Genomic DNA, 15,988 nt, shown 5'->3' on the forward strand with positions numbered 1-15,988 from the left:
ACTAAAATAGTGCAAATCTGGGAAAGGCTTTCTCTTAGAACTCGGCTGTTGCTGCCGCTCGGCCTGATGTTCGTGGCCGCCCTGCTGGCCGGAGCCGTTTCGCTCCAGATCTTTGCCTCTGCGCAACTTGTGGAGGAGGCCGAGCCAGGGACTCGCTCGGCCAAAACGGTCGCGACGGCGCTCAACGCTGCGCTTGAAGCCTCGGCCAATCCGCAAACAACCCTCGAGGCGTTCGTGCAATCACTTGGAACGTCGGAAACAATCCGGTTTCGGCGCCTCGGGACCGACCTCGATGTTTACCCTCCGGAGGTGCAGACTCCCCTGGGAACGGTGCCTGACTGGTTCGTCCATCTCCTCGCCATCCCCGAAATCGGGACAGCCTTCCCCGTGATGGTCGAGGGGAAGCAGGTCGGCGACATCGTATTTGCACCGGACATGTCCGCCGACATCTACGAAAAGTGGATCGGATTTCTGGCGATCGCCTGCTCCGGAATTGTCCTGATGCTGCTGACGGGGGCGATCGCCCACTTCACCGTGCGCTCCGCATTGGTACCGCTGCAGAATCTGGGCGACGGCCTGACCCGCATGCGAACGGGGAACTACGAACAGCTAATTTCCCCTGCCGGCCCGCCCGAGGTCCGCAGGAGCGCGCAGGAAGCCAACGAACTCGCCCGGACCCTCAATCGCCTCAGCCAGGATAATCGTAGCCTGCTGCGCCGGATCATGTCGCTGCAGGATGACGAGCGGCAGGACATGGCGCGCGAGCTCCATGATGAGCTCGGGCCGCTGCTGTTCGGGATCCGCGCCAACACGGTGGCGCTCTTGGAAACCATCCCGTCCGCGAACGCGGAGCTGAGGAGCGCGGCCGATGGCATTCTGCAGTCGGTCGAAACGTTGCAGCAGGCGAACCGCCGCATCCTCGACCGCCTGCGGCCGCTCTACATTCAGGAGCTCGGCCTGGAGAAGAGCATCCGGACGCTGCTGCGGAATGCGAAGGCGCAGTCGCCTGATCTCAAAGTGACGTCGCAGATCGACACTGATCTGAACGAGGTCGATGGCCTGCTGTCACAGACGGTCTATCGCGTGATCCAGGAGGCGGTGACAAATGTGCTCCGCCACGCCAAAGCGAAATCGATGCATGTCGCGACAGGCATCAACGAGCGCGAAGTGATCGTGGAAGTATCCGATGATGGCGTCGGCTTTCCGGCCGATCGGGTGTTCGGCCGGGGGCTGACGGGAATGCTGGAGCGCGTCCGAGCGCTGAGCGGGACGCTTGAGCTGCTGCGCGAGGCAGGGCGCACCAGCGTTCGTTGCCGGCTTCCAGCCGGCGATTCCGCCTCACATTCGCAACACGCAGAACGGAGCTAATGGTCAGTCGCCAATGGCGGCAACTTCCTTGCGCAACGCCTGGCCCGAGGGGGCGCAGGTGGTGCGCAGGATCTTGGCGTCGCGCGAAAAGGTGAATGCGATGCGGACGGGCGTGCCTTCGTGGCTCAGATAATCGAGCGTGACGCCGTCAGTGGTCGGCGTGATTTCCTCCAGCCCGAATGCGGTGGGTGCGATCGCATCGAGGCGCGGCCGCCAGTAGGCTTCGAGTCCGGCGCGGCCTTCACTGACCTTGGCCTCGCCGCACCGGCATTCGGCCATCGCCTCATCAGCATAGAGGTCGAGCAATGTCGCAAGGTCGCGATTGCGGCACGCGTCCAGCCAGTCGACCACCAATGCTACCTGATCGAAATCATCAGCCAATTCCGCGATCCCATCCACGTTGCCATACCTTGTCCCGAGTGCTGACGCGGGTGACGGAGTATGGCGATCGTCGTGAATGGACACTGAACGGCCTATCTTCCAGAACTCACCGTGGTACCTAATGATTGTGCGGAACAAAGGTTCCATTGGGCTAGTCCGGACGAATACGGGGTCTCACGCTCGACGTTGCGCGCGCCACCACACACCGAACGCGATGACGACTGCAAAGGCAAGCGTGAACCAGGTGATGGCGTATTGCAGGTGATCGTCCTTGAGGTGCACGGAGAGCGGCCCGGGCTTCGGAATGCCGCTCTCGGGCACCGGTTGTTCCAGATCGACATAGAACGGCGCGACGGCCTTGCCGCCCTCGCCCCAGCCGAGCGCGCGCGCCATCGCGACATGATCGCGGGTGAACCAAAGCCGTTTTGCCACGCTCTCCGGCGGCGTCAGCGTGCCGGCGGTTTCGGGAAAACGGATGTATCCGGTGAGCTGCGTGGGCTGGCCGGTCACGAGCCGACCGACCGCGCGATCCTGCTGGTTGCGGTCCTGCATCGTGTTCTGCACGAAGCCGGCATTAACCGCGATGATAGACCCGTCGGCGAGTTGCGCCGGCAGGAAGGCCCAGGTGCCGGGACCGGAGACATCGTCGCGGACTGCGGAGCCCGCGCTGTAGACCATCGCGTCAGGCCGCCGCGCATAGACCGCGGTGAAGCTGACGCGGCGGAATTCGTCCTTGGCCGGCATCAGCGTATGCCATTGCGTTTGCGCCGGCAGCGCCTCGGGCGCGGCCGCGAGCCGCTCGTTCAACCTGGCGATCAGCGCGTGCTTCTCGACCCGGCGCTGCAATTGCCAGACGCCAAGGCCAGCGAAGACCGCCACCATGATCAGCGTGAAGACGGCAAAGCCGGCGACCGGCCGCCGCCGTACCAAAAGGCCGGTCATCTCGGCTCGCGGTCGATCAGCCGGCCCGGCGCCGCCTTGTGATGGAATTGCAGCGCGATCAGCAGCGACTTCATCGAACGTAACGGCAGCAGCGTGGTCGCTGCGATCAGCGGCAGCCAGAGCGCCGCATGCAGCCAGAACGGCGGCTGATATTTGACTTCGACGATCAGGGCGGCGGTGACCACGATGGCACCCGCCATCATGATGATGAAGATCGCAGGACCGTCGCCAGAATCGATGAAGGCGTAGTCGAGGCCGCAAGCTTCGCAATTCGGGCGCAGGTCGAGGAAGCCCGCATAGAGCTTGCCCTTGCCGCAACGCGGGCAGCGACAGGCGAGGCCGCGGAGTGCGCTCTGGGTTAGTGTGGGTTGCGTCTGATCGATCATCGATTCCTTCCCTCTCCTCTTGCGGGAGAGGCGGCGGATATTCGTGTCCCGGACGCGATGCGGCACGAAGTGACGCATCGCGGAGCCGGGACCCATTGATGGGCCCCGGATCAGCAGCGCATCACGCCGCAAGCGCGGCGCGCTGCGCAGCATCCGGGGCACGCGAACAAAGAGGGGCGGTCCTTCCGACCGCCCCTTTGTAGCACGTCAAGCCTGCATCAGTGCCCGGCCACCGGTCCCGCGCCGCGGAACCAGACGTAGATGGTGACGAACAGGAACAACCAAACCACGTCGACGAAGTGCCAGTACCAGGCCGCGAATTCAAAGCCGAGGTGCTGCTTGGAGGTGAAGTGGCCGGCATAGGCACGGAACAGGCAGACCAAGAGGAAGACAGTGCCGACCAGCACGTGGAAGCCGTGGAAGCCGGTCGCCATGAAGAAGGTCGCGCCGTAGACGTTGCCCGAGAACGTGAACGTGGCGTGGGCATATTCGTAGGCCTGCACGGCGGTGAAGCAGGCGCCGAGCACGACGGTGAGGATCAGGCCGTACTTCAGGCCCTGACGGTCGTTCTCGAGCAACGCGTGGTGCGCCCAGGTCACCGTGGTGCCCGAGGTCAGCAGCAACAGCGTGTTGAGCAGCGGCAGGTGCCAGGGATCGAAGGTCTCGATGCCCTTCGGCGGCCAGGTGCCCGGCACGGGGCAGGCACCGGCAGCCGTCCCCGGACCGCAACCGAACACCGCGTCGCGGGTGGCGTGGACCGCATCAGCAGGGAACAGCGCAGAATTGAAGAACGCCCAGAACCAGGCGACAAAGAACATCACCTCGGAGGCGATGAACAGGATCATGCCGTAGCGGTGGCTGATCTGCACCACGCGGGTGTGGTCGCCCTTGTACTGAGCTTCGCGGATCACGTCGCCCCACCAGCTCGCCATGGTATAGAGCACGCCGATGGTCCCGACGCCGAAGATGATCGGGGCGGCGGCGAACATGTGATGCATCCAGGCGATCGCGCCCACGGCCATGATGAAGGCCGAGATCGAGCCGACGACCGGCCACGGGCTCGGATCGACGAGGTGGTAGTCGTGGTGCTTCGCGTGCGCCGTAGCCATTGCGGTCTCTCTCCGTTAGATGTGCCGTTCCCTTCGGCACATGTTCGTCTCAACAATCAAATCGCGAAATCCCGCCAGATACGGAATTCCGAGCTTACAGGTTTCCCTTGCGTTTATCCGTTTCGCCGGCCGCAAGCGGCCTCTGTGCCGGTTCGCGCACGGGATAGAAGGTGTAGGATAGCGTAATCGTCTTCAGTCCATCGTTCTCGCTGTCTTTCGCCAGCGCCGGATCGACATAGAACACCACGGGCATCTCGCGCTTCTCGCCGGGGCCCATGGTCTGTTCGGTGAAGCAGAAGCAGTCGATCTTCTGGAAATAGGCACCGACGGTGAGCGGCGCGACGTTGTAGGCTGCAACGCCGGCGGTGGCGCGCGCGGCCTGGTTGGTCACGGTATAGAAGACGGTGACGACCTCGCCGATGCGGACTTCGATCTCGTTCTGCTCGGGCTCGAATTTCCAGGGCAGTCCGGGACCGACATTGGCGTCGAACCGCACCGCGATCTTGCGCTCCAGCGGCACGTCTGACGGCGCCGAGGTCGCAACCTGCGTGGTGCCGTTGAAGCCGGTGGCGCGGCAGAACCAGTTGTAGAACGGCACGGCGGCATAGGACGCGCCGACCATCAACACCACGACGAAGCCGCAGATCGAGGCAACGGCCGCATCGCGCGTCAAGGTACGGCGCGAGGCAACTCTCTCGCCTTCCGCTCCGCCCTCGCTGATCTGCGGCTCGTTCTGCATCTCAATCACAACGGACGGACGAGGACGCCCGGCCCCTTGACCATGGTGACTGCGAAAAACAGTACGACGAGGACGCCGAGCGCGAGCGCAATGGCGATCGAGCGCTGACGGCGGCTTCGCTTCTGCGCCTCGGTGAGGACGATTCCATCTGGCTTGCGCTTGTCGTCCATGAGCGTTCCATGCGCCCCCTACCCGACCATAGCTGCGACGGCGCGAATCACGACCTCGAGCAGGAGCGTCGCAAACAGCGCAAACAGATAGAGGATCGAGAAGGCAAATAGCCGGCGGGTGGCGCGGCTCGCCTGCTTGCCTTCGCGGTGACGATAGACCTCGATCGCAAGCCACATCATGCCGGCGCCGAGCGCCAGCGAAGTGACGCCGTAAACCGCATCGAAATAGCCGAGCGGCCAGGGCGCTGCGGCGATGGCGACCAGCACGATCGTGTAGAGCAGGATCTGCAGCCGCGTCGCGTCGGGGCCAGCGACGACAGGCAGCATCGGAATCCCGGCGCGGGCATAGTCGTCGCTGCGGAACAGCGCCAGCGCCCAGAAATGCGGCGGGGTCCAGAAGAAGATGATGAGGAACAGGAGCAGCGGCTCCATCGACAGCGAGCCGGTGGCCGCGGCCCATGCCACGACAGGCGGCAGCGCGCCGGCGGCACCGCCGATCACGATGTTCTGTGCGGTCGAGCGCTTCAGCCACATGGTGTAGACCACCACGTAGAAGAAGATCGTGAACGCCAGCAGCGCGCCGGCGAGCCAGTTGACGAGGGTGCCGAGCGTCATCACCGAGAAGAACGACAGGATCAGGCCGAACGCCGTGGCCTCGCCCTGCGTGATGCGTCCCCGCGGGATCGGCCGGTTGGCGGTACGCGACATCAAAGCGTCGATGTCGCCCTCATAGGCCATGTTCAGCGCGCCCGAGGCGCCGGCCCCGACCGCGATGCACAGGATCGAGGTGAAGGCGATGACCGGATGGACGTGGCCGGGCGCGATGAAGAGACCGACCAGCGCGGTGAAGACCACAAGCGACATCACCCGCGGCTTCAGCAGCGCGAGGTAATCGCCGACATCAGCCTCGGAAATCCGAGGCAGGGCATCGATGGCGTTGTGGTCGACTACCGACAAGATTTATCTCGCTTCACTAAAGCCGCGGCGCGCAACGTGGCGCGCCGCGAACAACCGTTTACTGCACGCGCGGCAGCACTTCGAACTGGTGGAAAGGCGGCGGCGACGTCAGCGTCCATTCCAGCGTGGTGGCGCCGGCGCCCCACGGATTGTTGGCAGCCGCCTGCTTCTTCATGAAGGCATCGACCACGCCGTAGATGAAGATCAGCACGCCGAAGCCCGAAATGTACGAGCCGACCGAGGACACCAGGTTCCAGCCCGCGAACGCGTCGGGATAGTCGACATAGCGGCGCGGCATGCCCGACAGGCCAAGGAAGTGCTGCGGGAAGAACACCAGGTTGACGCCGATGAAGGTGACCCAGAAGTGCAGCTTGCCGATGGTTTCCGAATACATGTAGCCGGACATCTTCGGGAACCAGTAGTACCAGCCCGCGAAGATTGCGAACACCGCGCCCAGCGACAGCACGTAGTGGAAGTGCGCGACCACGTAGTAGGTATCCTGCAGCACGCGATCGACGCCGGCATTCGCCAGCACGACGCCGGTGACGCCGCCGACCGTGAACAGGAAGATGAAGCCGATCGCCCACAGCATCGGCGTGCGGAATTCGATCGAGCCGCCCCACATCGTGGCGATCCAGGAGAAGATCTTCACGCCGGTCGGCACCGCGATCACCATGGTGGCGGCGACGAAGTAGGCTTGCGTCGCGCTGGACATGCCGACCGTGTACATGTGGTGCGCCCACACCACGAAGCCGATGCCGCCGATCGCGACCATGGCGTAGGCCATGCCGAGATAGCCGAACACGGGCTTGCGCGAGAAGGTGGAGACAATCTGGCTGATCATGCCGAAGCCGGGCAAGATCAGGATGTACACTTCGGGATGGCCGAAGAACCAGAACAGATGCTGGAACAGCACCGGATCGCCGCCGCCGTCGGCGGAGAAGAAGGTGGTGCCGAAATTACGGTCGGTGAGCAGCATGGTGATGGCGCCGGCGAGCACCGGCAGCGACAACAACAGCAGGAACACCGTCACCAGGATCGACCAGACGAACAGCGGCATCTTGTGCAGGGTCATGCCCGGCGCGCGCATGTTGAAGATCGTGGTGATGAAGTTGATGGCGCCGAGAATCGAGGAGGCGCCGGCCAGATGCAGCGACAGGATCGCGAAATCGACCGCCGGTCCCGGATGGCCCGAGGTCGACAGCGGCGCGTAGATGGTCCAGCCCGCGCCGACGCCGTTTGCGCCCGGCTCACCCTCGACGAAGGTGGACATCAACAGCAGCGCGAAGGAGGCCGGCAACAGCCAGAACGAGATGTTGTTCATGCGCGGGAACGCCATGTCGGGCGCGCCGATCATCAGCGGCACGAACCAGTTGCCGAAGCCGCCGATCATCGCCGGCATCACCATGAAGAAGATCATGATCAGGCCGTGCGAGGTCACGAACACATTGTAGGTGTGGGATTCGTGGAAGAACTGGACGCCGGGATACATCAGTTCGATGCGGATCGCGATCGACATCGCAGCTCCGATGATGCCCGCGAAGATCGCGAAGATAAGGTACATCGTGCCGATGTCCTTATGGTTCGTCGAATAGAGCCAGCGCCGCCATCCGGTCGGATTGGCATGCGCATGGTCATCATGGGCGTGATCGTGGTGTGTCGCTGCGGTCGTTGCCATTTTGTAATCCTGCCTTGCAGTCCCTTTTCGGACCTTTTCAGGTCCGGTCGCCCTTGTCCCTTGCTTGTCCCTTGGCCCGCGCCTTACTGCGCGACCTGACCACCAGCCGAGGCGTAGGTGTTCGCCGGGTTGGTCGCATACTTCTTCTTCGCCGCCTCAACCCACTCGGCGAATTCCTGATCGCTGACCACCTTGACCGCGATCGGCATGAAGGCGTGATCCTTGCCGCACAGTTCCGAGCACTGACCGTAATACATGCCGGTCTTGGTCGCCTTGAACCAGGTCTCGTTGAGACGGCCGGGGATCGAGTCGATCTTGATGCCGAACGAGGGCACCGCGAACGCGTGGATCACGTCGGCGCCGGTGGTCTGGACCCGGATCACCTTGTTGACCGGCACCACCATTTCGTTGTCGACGCCGAGCAGGCGCGGCTGCTTGTCCTGCGCCATCAGCGAGTCGAACTCGAACTTGCCGTTATCCGGGTAGGCGTAGCTCCAGTACCACTGCTTGCCGGTTACCTTGACGGTCAGGTCGGCCTTGGGAACGTCGAGCTGCTGGAACAGGAGGCGGAACGACGGCACCGCGATGCCGACAAGGATCAGCACCGGGATCAGCGTCCAGGCCACCTCGATCAGCGTGTGGTGGGTGGTCCGGGAGGGGACCGGATTGGCCCTGGCGTTGAACTTCACCACCACGATGACCAACAGCGCCAGCACGAACAGGGTGATCAGCGTGATGATCACCAACAGCAAATTATGGAAGCTGATGATGTTTTCCATCACCGGGGTCGCGGCTTCCTGCAGCGTGATTTCCCACGGCTTTGGCTGCTGCCCAAATGCCGTCCCGCCGGAGACGAGCGCCATGCCCGTTACCGCCAACCCCAGCAACCGCCGGCCCATCAGGCCCTTCGACATCTTCATGCCGCTCGCGCTCCTTTAGAAATAATCCCCAAAGCATTTCGGCCGGATGGCCGGAAATGCCGCACGATCCGCCCTCACAAACGGCCTACCGGAGGTACTTTGGAAGTACATCTTCGAAAGTACCTGCAACAGTATTGCTGCAGTACCCCGGGCCAGATCGTTAGAACGCGTCGAAATCCAGCCTCTCAAACCATAATTCTAAGGCTCTCGCAATGCAGTAGTGGGGCGCAAAGCCATGCGTCACCTGCTATTCGCCGGACGTCGGATTTTCCTGACAAATCAGGCAAAACCTGCCGTTTGGCAGGCCTGCACCGCTTGACAGGCCGATTGCCGGATGTAGGCACAGTCACGGCGTTCCCGAGCGACCTGATTCGCTTGGGTCCGATGGTCCTCGATGGCGCGGATTGGCTCCCGGACTGCCTTCAAGGCGCCGTCATTGCGTATCAGTCCGGGTAAGTCCAGTTACAAAATATGTGCTGCCGGCGCTGCCGGAAATCGTGAGAGGATCGACCCGGATGGGGCGTTCGAAACATAGGGCGCGACGACATCAGGCAGGATATCGCTTGGAACCGGCCCGCTGGCTCGGCGGGCTGCTCGCCGTGTACTTCCTGCTCGGCCTGACCCAGGCGGCGAGCGCACAAGGGGCAGTGAGGTCGGTGCATGGCGACTGGCAAATCCGCTGCGACACCCCGCCCGGCGCCCAAGGCGAGCAATGCGCCCTGATCCAGAGCGTGGTCGCCGAGGACCGCTCGAACGCCGGCCTGACCGTGATCGTGCTGAAAACCGCCGACCAGAAGAGCAAGCTGATGCGGGTGGTCGCCCCCCTCGGCGTACTGCTGCCCTCTGGTCTTGGGCTCAAGCTCGACAACCAGGACGTCGGCCGCGCCGGGTTTGTCCGCTGCCTGCCGAACGGCTGTGTCGCCGAGGTGGTGATGGACGAAAAACTCTTGGGCCAGCTCCGAGGCGCCAAGACGGCGACTTTTATTATCTTTGAGACGCCCGAAGAGGGCATCGGGTTTCCGCTCAGCCTGAACGGGCTGGGTGAAGGATATGACAAGCTGCCGTGAGGGGGCGAGCCGATAGCTCCCCAAGATTCGGCTGATCGACTTAACCGGCGCTGGCGTAGTAGTCGAGCAGCCGGCGCGCCTCGATGGAAAGCCAGTCTGCTTCACCGCTGATATAGCCTTCGACTCGCCCGGTGATGCCGATCAAAAAGGTAATGGGCATGCCATAGAGCGCGAACGGCGTGTCGGCTTGGCCGCTTGCGCCGGCTCTTGCCACAAGTCCTTGCGGATCAAGCCCGATCGCAAGGCGCCGAAGCTTCAGCCCCTTTACGAAAGGCGCAACCACCGAGCGGTCGCGATCCGTCGCCACGGCGATCACTGCGAAGTCCCTACGGTCGCTCGCCGCCAGACTGTCCAGCATCGGCAGTTCGGTCCGGCAGGCCGGACACCAGGTCGCCCAGAAATTGACGAGCACCACCTTCCCTCTCAAGGAGGTCAAATCGATCGCCCCGCCGGAGAGACGCGGGATCGGCACGGACGGGACAGGCCTCGCGCCACGAAGCTGGATGAACTGATGCCGGGAGGTGGCGAATGGCGGCGGACCAGCGGCCTGGGCGCGCGTTGATGCGGCCGGGATCGCAACCGAGGCGCCGGCCCCGAGCAGCCCTGCAACGACCGTGCGGCGTGTTAGCCCGCGATGTAGCGTCATGGCGCGTGTCCGCTTGTCATGACCGGATGTAGGACCAACCGGCTTCCTGCAATTCGATGATGCGTCCGGGCCCGCTCGGCACCAGATCGACATTGTCGATCAGCGTGATCGGACGGCCCTCGCTGCGCTGCATGCCCTGCTTCGTCGCATCGCAGACCACGAAGCGGATGTTCGGATTCACCGCCCTTACCACCTGCAGCATGTCCTTCACCGGCGAGGTGTCGGCACGAAACATGTGAACGCCGGCATTGTAGGCAACGACCTCGATCATAAACGGCTCGTTGCGCTCCTGATAATATTTCGGAAGGTTGAGCGAGGTCGAGATCAAGGCCCGCATCGTGGTTGGATCGTCGCTATTGATCGGCAGCACCAGCCGATGCACCGGAGGCAATGCGCGCTTTGCCTCCGGTTTCGAGACAGCGGAGCCCGGCTCGGTCAGCAACAACGTCACGACCAGCGGCACGATGAAGGTCAGAGCCAGCCCGACCCATTTGATTGCCCGGCGGAAAGGCAGGCGCATTGTCGCTGCTTCAAAACGCCTTGGCGAGAGAGGCAATCGCCTCACGCTCCGAATAGGCCACGAGCGCGTTGAGCGAGAGCAGGACAATTGCCGGCACCGGCGATCCGCCGATGACGAACAGGTGCGTGATCACGGCGCCGATCATGATGCAGATCAGCAGCAGCGCACCGAAGCCGGCCTTTCGTGGAAGCAGCAACAGGATTGCCCCGATGACCTCGAGACTGCCGGTCAAATAGCGAAACCATTGACCGAGCCCAATGTGGTGAAACTCGTCCACCATCATCGGCACGCCGTAGAGCTTGACGCCCCCGGCCCCCAGAAACGCCAGCGCCAGCAATCCTCTGACAATCCACACGCCAACATGGGTCCAACGGCGCCCGGCAGGCACAGCAACGTCCGACATCGAAAACTCCAGAAAGTTTGAGAAACGGTCCCCAGGTGTCCAAGACTTAAGGTGCCTAAGGCTTAAGGCGCCCAAGACTTAAGGTGCCCAAGGCTTTCAAAATCAAAATTCGGCACTAAGATGAAATTGACAAGTAGGATGATTTTTCTGGGGTAGTATGAAAAAGCAGACCAATGAGCCCGCACCGTCCGAATGCCCCGCAGCGCCGCAGCTTCAGCGCGCCCTTCGCGTGCTTTCCGGCAAGTGGAAGGGCGAAATCCTCTGGCAGTTGGTCGGCGGCAAGCGCCGGTTCGGCGAATTGCGGCGCGCCATTCCCGACGTGACGCAGCACATGCTGACCACGCAACTGCGCGATCTCGAAAACGAAGGCCTGGTGAAGCGCACCGTGTTCCCCGAAGTGCCGCCGCGGGTCGAATACGAAATGACGCCGGCAGCGAAGGACCTGAAGCCGGTATTCGACGAACTGTCCCGCTGGGCCAATGCGCACGGCAGGCTGGAGTCCGATTCGGAGGCCGCGAATGCGGCCGGCAAAGCGCATGACAAAGGGCTGTGAGGAACCCTCCCCTTTTGCTGCGGTCATGACTATCTTCCGTGATCGTCGTCCCTGCGAACGCAGGGACCCATAACCACAGATGTCCGCGTTGTAATGTGAACTCGCCGGACGTCTGCGCTTAGAATCGGCGCTTGTGGTTATGGGTCCCCGCATTCGCGGGGACGACAGCAAACATTCGCATCGGAGCCTGCATGACCAATCTCGCCACCACCTCCCTGCTCGACCGCGCCAATCTCGACCGCGATGCCGTCAGACGCGAGATCACGCGGGGGCTTTTGGGCGCTGACGACGGCGAGCTGTTTCTGGAATACGGCCAGACCGAAGCGCTCGGCTTCGATAATGGCCGGCTGAAGCAGGCGACCTACGACACCTCGCAGGGATTTGGCCTGCGCGCGGTGAAGGACGACGCGGTCGGCTATGCGCATTCCTCCGACGTATCGCTGCCGGCGCTGATCCGCGCGGCGGACGCGGTCGCCGCGGTGCGCGGCGGCTACAGCGGCAATTTTGCCGCTGCTCCCGCGCATACCAACGTTCGGCTTTATGGCGACGAGAATCCTTTGGATGCGCCGGGGTTCGAAGCCAAGGTCAAGCTGCTGGCAGAGATCGACGCCTATGTTCGCGACAAGGATCCGCGGGTGCGGCAGGCTTCCATCAGCCTGGGCGCCACCTGGCAGGTGGTGGAAATTTTGCGGCCCGACGGCGAGAGCTATCGCGACATCCGCCCATTGGTGCGCGTGAATATTTCCGTGGTCGCCGGACAAGGCGACCGGCAGGAAAGCGGCAGCAAGGGCTATGGCGGCCGCGAGGGCTATGCACGCTTCATCGAAACCAAGGCGTGGCGCGAGGCTGCCGACGGCGCCATCCGCGAGGCGCTGGTCAATCTGGAATCGGTGCCTGCACCCGCTGGCGAAATGGACGTGGTGCTGGGCGCCGGCTGGCCCGGCGTGATGCTGCATGAAGCGGTCGGTCATGGCCTCGAAGGCGACTTCAACCGCAAGCAGACGTCGGCTTTCGCAGGACTGATGGGCAAGCAGGTCGCGGCCAAAGGCGTCACCGTCGTCGACGACGGCACCATCGCGTCGCGGCGCGGTTCTCTTTCAATTGACGACGAGGGCACGCCGACCAACCGCACCGTGCTGATCGAAGACGGCATTCTGGTCGGCTACATGCAGGACCGCCAGAACGCGCGGCTGATGAACATGAAGCCGACCGGCAACGGCCGTCGTCAGAGCTACGCCCATGTGCCGATGCCGCGCATGACCAACACCTATATGCTGGCCGGTGATCGCGATCCGGCAGAGATCATCGCTTCGGTGAAGAAGGGCGTTTATGCCGCGAATTTCGGCGGCGGCCAGGTCGACATCACCTCGGGCAAGTATGTGTTCCAGTGCACCGAGGCCTACAAGATCGAGAACGGCAAGCTCGGCGCGCCCTTGAAGGGCGCAATGCTGATCGGCAACGGGCCGACCGACCTGCACCGCATCACCATGGTCGGCAACGATCTGGCGCTCGATACCGGCATCGGCACCTGCGGCAAGAACGGCCAGGGCGTGCCGGTCGGCGTCGGCCAGCCGACGCTGCGGATGGAAAGGATCACGGTCGGAGGTACGGGCTAGTGAGCGACGAGAAACTGGTAGGTGATCAAAAGGACGCCTCTCTTAGCAAGGTAGCGAGTTGGCGCGCCCAGGCGGTGCAACTGGCGGCGATCGTTGCCGTCGTCTTCATCGCCAAGGGCGCGCTGGCCGAGCCGTTTTACGTGCCGTCCGGCTCGATGGAGCCGACGCTTCTGATCGGCGATGCGCTACTCGCCTCGAAATATCCTTACGGCTATGGCGCCGCGTCGCTGCCGATCCAGATCACGCTACCCGAGACCGGCCGCCTGTTCGGCGAAACACCCAAGCGCGGCGACGTCGTCGTGTTCCGCTGGCCGGGCGACCGCTCGCAGGCCTGGGTGAAGCGCGTGGTCGGATTGCCGGGCGACCGCATCCAGTTGCGGCAGGGCCAGCTCTTCATCAACGACCATGCCGCGACGTTGGAGCCGGACGGCCTGGCGCAGGCCGAAGACGATCGCGGCAACACCGAACGGGCCTACCGCTTCGTCGAGACGCTGCCGAACGGCGTCAGCCATGCCATCTTCAAGATGCGCGACAATGGAAGGCTCGACAACACGCCCGAGGTCATCGTGCCGCCGGGCAAACTGTTCGTGCTCGGCGACAACAGGGACAATTCCGCCGACAGCCGCGTCTCCGTGCGCGACGGCGGCGTGGGATTGTTGCCGATCGACAATCTGATCGGCCGCGCCGATGCCGTGGTCGGCTCCTGGGATCTCGGCATGCGCAACCAGCCGGTATGGACCTGGCTGTCGGGTTTCCGGCTGGCGCGGTTTTTTACGTCCGTGCATTGAAGACGCAGCCCGGCGCGCATGACCTTCGACGACGTCCGCAAAATCGCGCTGGCCTGGCCGGAGGTCGAGGACGGCACTTCCTACGGCACGCCGGCCTTGAAAGTGCGCAAGAAGATGCTCGTGCGGCTGAAGGAGGACGGCGACAGTTTGGTGATGCCGGGCGTGCCAAGGGATGAGCGCGAGATGCTGGTGGAAAGCCAGCCGAAGGTATTTTACTTCACCGATCACTACCACGATTATCCGATCGTGCTGATCCGCCTCTCGAAGGCCAGCCGTGCAACCGCCGAGCCGCTGTTGCGCCGGCACTGGCGCACGCTGGCGTCGAAGAAAGCGGTGAAGGAATTCGACGCGAATTTGTAGAACGTGTACGGCGGCGTGCCTATGGATAGAGACCAATTCCTCACCGCCGCATTACAAAATCCCATCAACGAAATCATCACCGAGGAACTGTTTCGGCTATCGCTGCCGGACGCGTGGCTGGTCTCCGGCTGCCTGGTGCAGACGGTGTGGAACGTGCTGACCAAGCGCGCGGTCGATTACGGCATCAACGATTACGACGTGTTCTATTTCGATCCCGATACGTCCTGGGAAGCCGAGGATGCCGTCATCCGCACGCTGACGCGGCGCTTTTCAAGCCGCGGCATCGCGGTCGAGGCGCGCAACCAGGCGCGCGTGCACCTCTGGTACCCGGAGAAACATGGCCTGCCCTACCCGCCGTTGCGTTGCTCGACCGATGGCATCGACCGCTTCCTGACCAAGAACACCCAGATCGGAATCCGGCGCACGCGGGATGGCTATGAGGTTTACGCGCCGAATGGTTTTGATGATGCCGCTGGGATGATCGCGCGGCCCAACCCGGGACCAAATTTCTCTGCTGCGAATTACGCGGCAAAAGCTGAGCGATGGAAGGCGCTGTGGCCGGAGCTCACGGTACTGCCGACGAATGCACCATAACAATCATCGTCGTCCCTGCGAACGCAGGGACCCATAACCACCAGCCTACATTGTCGAAGCGCAGCCGTCGCCCCTTGTGCCCTTTGCGCGGGCCGCGGTGTATGGGCCCCTGCGTTCGCAGGGGCGACATGTTGAGAGGTCCTCGCCTCTATCCCGTACAAGGCCGCTACCGCACCACGCCTGAGGTAAACCCCGCCTTCCTTCGCGGCGGCTTGATGTCCTTCTTCAGGAAGCAATGGGCGTCCTTGCCGGCGTAGCCGGGGCGCGCGTAGGTCCAGGCGCGGCATTTGTTGTCGGCGGCGCAGGCTGCCTTGCAGACGTCATCGCCGTCGCCGTCCTTGAGATCGAAATTCTTGTAATCGCCGCCGACGCGGTCGATTGAGGTTTCAACGCTATCATTGCGGCGCTCGACCACGCCGGCGCCGCGCACGCCGGAAACGCAGCAATCGCCGCTCTTGATTCGGGGCGGCACGCTGCCCTTCAGCCAGCAGACCGCGCCCTTGATCAAGCCGGTCGGATAATTAAAGCTCCAGGCGCGGCAGCGCCGATCGCGCTCACAGATCAGCGCGCATTCCGCCGGATCGCCCGAGGTCACGGGAGCGCTGAGATAATCGCCGCCGGGACGGTCGAAATTGGCCTGCGCCAGCGCCGGGCGCGTGCATACGGCCGCCGCCAAAAAGGCGAGCGCCACCATACACGCCCTGAGCAGGCGACCAGTCTCCATCTGCGGTTGCTTTCGAATGCGCGCGTTGTCAGCGCGGGATGACTTTCCTCGAAAAGTCGTCCCGCCC

At 63.3% G+C, this 15,988-nt stretch carries 20 protein-coding genes; 7 read left to right on the forward strand and 13 right to left on the reverse strand.

Annotation, left to right across the window (positions count from 1 at the left end; translation table 11 throughout):
- Positions 1 to 48: 48 nt before the first annotated feature.
- A complete protein-coding gene (locus V1278_RS35455; RefSeq protein ID WP_334383890.1) occupies positions 49 to 1,368 on the forward strand; it encodes a histidine kinase in 1,320 nt (439 codons plus the stop codon).
- Between the two features lie 3 nt (positions 1,369 to 1,371).
- On the opposite strand, the gene V1278_RS35460 is transcribed toward V1278_RS35455, so the two are convergent.
- From V1278_RS35460 to coxB, 9 genes are all read right to left on the reverse strand, one after another.
- Positions 1,372 to 1,749, reverse strand: coding sequence for a nuclear transport factor 2 family protein (locus V1278_RS35460; protein WP_334366370.1), 378 nt, complete (start codon positions 1,747 to 1,749; stop codon positions 1,372 to 1,374).
- A 174-nt stretch (positions 1,750 to 1,923) separates the two neighbouring features.
- Complete coding sequence (locus tag V1278_RS35465; protein ID WP_334383891.1) at positions 1,924 to 2,691, reverse strand: SURF1 family protein; 768 nt, start codon at positions 2,689 to 2,691, stop codon at positions 1,924 to 1,926.
- The gene (locus V1278_RS35470) at positions 2,688 to 3,077 is read right to left on the reverse strand and encodes a DUF983 domain-containing protein (protein WP_334366368.1); all 390 of its coding nucleotides are present in this window, start codon (positions 3,075 to 3,077) and stop codon (positions 2,688 to 2,690) included. The genes V1278_RS35465 and V1278_RS35470 overlap by 4 nt, the downstream gene beginning before the upstream one ends.
- A gap of 218 nt (positions 3,078 to 3,295) precedes the next feature.
- The gene (locus V1278_RS35475; protein WP_334383892.1) at positions 3,296 to 4,186 is read right to left on the reverse strand and encodes a cytochrome c oxidase subunit 3; all 891 of its coding nucleotides are present in this window, start codon (positions 4,184 to 4,186) and stop codon (positions 3,296 to 3,298) included.
- A 94-nt stretch (positions 4,187 to 4,280) separates the two neighbouring features.
- Positions 4,281 to 4,925, reverse strand: a complete 645-nt coding sequence (locus tag V1278_RS35480; RefSeq protein WP_334383893.1) for a cytochrome c oxidase assembly protein — start codon at positions 4,923 to 4,925, stop codon at positions 4,281 to 4,283.
- Between the two features lie 5 nt (positions 4,926 to 4,930).
- Positions 4,931 to 5,095 carry a hypothetical protein gene (locus tag V1278_RS35485; RefSeq protein WP_028348021.1) on the reverse strand — a complete coding sequence of 55 codons (165 nt, stop codon included), beginning with the start codon at positions 5,093 to 5,095 and terminating at the stop codon, positions 4,931 to 4,933.
- Between the two features lie 18 nt (positions 5,096 to 5,113).
- Entirely contained in the window at positions 5,114 to 6,052 is a 939-nt protein-coding gene (locus tag V1278_RS35490) for a heme o synthase (protein WP_334383894.1), read from the reverse strand.
- Between the two features lie 58 nt (positions 6,053 to 6,110).
- Positions 6,111 to 7,730 (reverse strand): cytochrome c oxidase subunit I, encoded by a 1,620-nt coding sequence (ctaD, locus tag V1278_RS35495; protein ID WP_065743955.1) that lies wholly within the window; start codon positions 7,728 to 7,730, stop codon positions 6,111 to 6,113.
- A gap of 83 nt (positions 7,731 to 7,813) precedes the next feature.
- Complete coding sequence (coxB, locus tag V1278_RS35500; protein WP_334366364.1) at positions 7,814 to 8,650, reverse strand: cytochrome c oxidase subunit II; 837 nt, start codon at positions 8,648 to 8,650, stop codon at positions 7,814 to 7,816.
- A 515-nt stretch (positions 8,651 to 9,165) separates the two neighbouring features.
- Here coxB and V1278_RS35505 point away from each other — a divergent pair.
- Positions 9,166 to 9,717 (forward strand): invasion associated locus B family protein, encoded by a 552-nt coding sequence (locus tag V1278_RS35505; protein WP_334366363.1) that lies wholly within the window; start codon positions 9,166 to 9,168, stop codon positions 9,715 to 9,717.
- 40 nt (positions 9,718 to 9,757) lie between these two features.
- Here the strand turns inward: V1278_RS35505 and V1278_RS35510 are convergent, their stop codons facing one another.
- From V1278_RS35510 to V1278_RS35520, 3 genes are read right to left on the reverse strand one after another with little or no spacing between them, the layout of a single operon-like run.
- Complete coding sequence (locus V1278_RS35510; protein WP_334366362.1) at positions 9,758 to 10,363, reverse strand: TlpA family protein disulfide reductase; 606 nt, start codon at positions 10,361 to 10,363, stop codon at positions 9,758 to 9,760.
- Positions 10,364 to 10,379: 16 nt separating this feature from the next.
- Positions 10,380 to 10,883, reverse strand: coding sequence for a DsrE family protein (locus tag V1278_RS35515; RefSeq protein WP_334366361.1), 504 nt, complete (start codon positions 10,881 to 10,883; stop codon positions 10,380 to 10,382).
- 10 nt (positions 10,884 to 10,893) lie between these two features.
- A complete protein-coding gene (locus V1278_RS35520) occupies positions 10,894 to 11,286 on the reverse strand; it encodes a DoxX family protein (protein ID WP_334366360.1) in 393 nt (130 codons plus the stop codon).
- Between the two features lie 157 nt (positions 11,287 to 11,443).
- On the opposite strand from V1278_RS35520, the gene V1278_RS35525 reads away from it, so the two are divergent.
- The 5 genes from V1278_RS35525 to V1278_RS35545 all read left to right on the forward strand — a co-directional run bounded on the left by V1278_RS35525 (position 11,444) and on the right by V1278_RS35545 (position 15,197).
- The gene (locus V1278_RS35525) at positions 11,444 to 11,839 is read left to right on the forward strand and encodes a winged helix-turn-helix transcriptional regulator (RefSeq protein ID WP_334366359.1); all 396 of its coding nucleotides are present in this window, start codon (positions 11,444 to 11,446) and stop codon (positions 11,837 to 11,839) included.
- A gap of 191 nt (positions 11,840 to 12,030) precedes the next feature.
- A complete protein-coding gene (gene tldD, locus V1278_RS35530) occupies positions 12,031 to 13,455 on the forward strand; it encodes a metalloprotease TldD (RefSeq protein ID WP_334366358.1) in 1,425 nt (474 codons plus the stop codon).
- A gap of 14 nt (positions 13,456 to 13,469) precedes the next feature.
- Positions 13,470 to 14,243 carry a signal peptidase I gene (lepB, locus tag V1278_RS35535; protein WP_442893798.1) on the forward strand — a complete coding sequence of 258 codons (774 nt, stop codon included), beginning with the start codon at positions 13,470 to 13,472 and terminating at the stop codon, positions 14,241 to 14,243.
- 18 nt (positions 14,244 to 14,261) lie between these two features.
- Complete coding sequence (locus tag V1278_RS35540) at positions 14,262 to 14,603, forward strand: MmcQ/YjbR family DNA-binding protein (protein WP_334383895.1); 342 nt, start codon at positions 14,262 to 14,264, stop codon at positions 14,601 to 14,603.
- Positions 14,604 to 14,624: 21 nt separating this feature from the next.
- Entirely contained in the window at positions 14,625 to 15,197 is a 573-nt protein-coding gene (locus V1278_RS35545; RefSeq protein ID WP_334383896.1) for a nucleotidyltransferase family protein, read from the forward strand.
- Between the two features lie 166 nt (positions 15,198 to 15,363).
- Here V1278_RS35545 and V1278_RS35550 read toward each other — a convergent pair whose 3' ends face one another.
- On the reverse strand, positions 15,364 to 15,891 hold the full coding sequence (locus V1278_RS35550) for a PAN domain-containing protein (protein ID WP_442893797.1): 528 nt from the start codon (positions 15,889 to 15,891) through the stop codon (positions 15,364 to 15,366).
- Between the last annotated feature and the right edge of the window lie 97 nt (positions 15,892 to 15,988).

Origin of the sequence: Bradyrhizobium sp. AZCC 1577 (assembly GCF_036924575.1) — a bacterium.
Classification (GTDB): Bacteria; Pseudomonadota; Alphaproteobacteria; order Rhizobiales; family Xanthobacteraceae; genus Bradyrhizobium.

Coding starts and splice junctions, on each gene's coding strand:
- V1278_RS35465 (WP_334383891.1), bottom strand. CDS start 2,691: ATGACCGGCCTTTTGGTACGGCGGCGGCCGGTCGCCGGCTTTGCCGTC.
- V1278_RS35470 (WP_334366368.1), bottom strand. CDS start 3,077: ATGATCGATCAGACGCAACCCACACTAACCCAGAGCGCACTCCGCGGC.
- V1278_RS35475 (WP_334383892.1), bottom strand. CDS start 4,186: ATGGCTACGGCGCACGCGAAGCACCACGACTACCACCTCGTCGATCCG.
- V1278_RS35480 (WP_334383893.1), bottom strand. CDS start 4,925: ATGCAGAACGAGCCGCAGATCAGCGAGGGCGGAGCGGAAGGCGAGAGA.
- V1278_RS35485 (WP_028348021.1), bottom strand. CDS start 5,095: ATGGACGACAAGCGCAAGCCAGATGGAATCGTCCTCACCGAGGCGCAG.
- ctaD (WP_065743955.1), bottom strand. CDS start 7,730: ATGGCAACGACCGCAGCGACACACCACGATCACGCCCATGATGACCAT.
- coxB (WP_334366364.1), bottom strand. CDS start 8,650: ATGAAGATGTCGAAGGGCCTGATGGGCCGGCGGTTGCTGGGGTTGGCG.
- V1278_RS35505 (WP_334366363.1), top strand. CDS start 9,166: ATGGGGCGTTCGAAACATAGGGCGCGACGACATCAGGCAGGATATCGC.
- V1278_RS35510 (WP_334366362.1), bottom strand. CDS start 10,363: ATGACGCTACATCGCGGGCTAACACGCCGCACGGTCGTTGCAGGGCTG.
- V1278_RS35515 (WP_334366361.1), bottom strand. CDS start 10,883: ATGCGCCTGCCTTTCCGCCGGGCAATCAAATGGGTCGGGCTGGCTCTG.
- V1278_RS35520 (WP_334366360.1), bottom strand. CDS start 11,286: ATGTCGGACGTTGCTGTGCCTGCCGGGCGCCGTTGGACCCATGTTGGC.
- V1278_RS35525 (WP_334366359.1), top strand. CDS start 11,444: ATGAAAAAGCAGACCAATGAGCCCGCACCGTCCGAATGCCCCGCAGCG.
- tldD (WP_334366358.1), top strand. CDS start 12,031: ATGACCAATCTCGCCACCACCTCCCTGCTCGACCGCGCCAATCTCGAC.
- V1278_RS35540 (WP_334383895.1), top strand. CDS start 14,262: ATGACCTTCGACGACGTCCGCAAAATCGCGCTGGCCTGGCCGGAGGTC.
- V1278_RS35545 (WP_334383896.1), top strand. CDS start 14,625: ATGGATAGAGACCAATTCCTCACCGCCGCATTACAAAATCCCATCAAC.
- V1278_RS35550 (WP_442893797.1), bottom strand. CDS start 15,891: ATGGTGGCGCTCGCCTTTTTGGCGGCGGCCGTATGCACGCGCCCGGCG.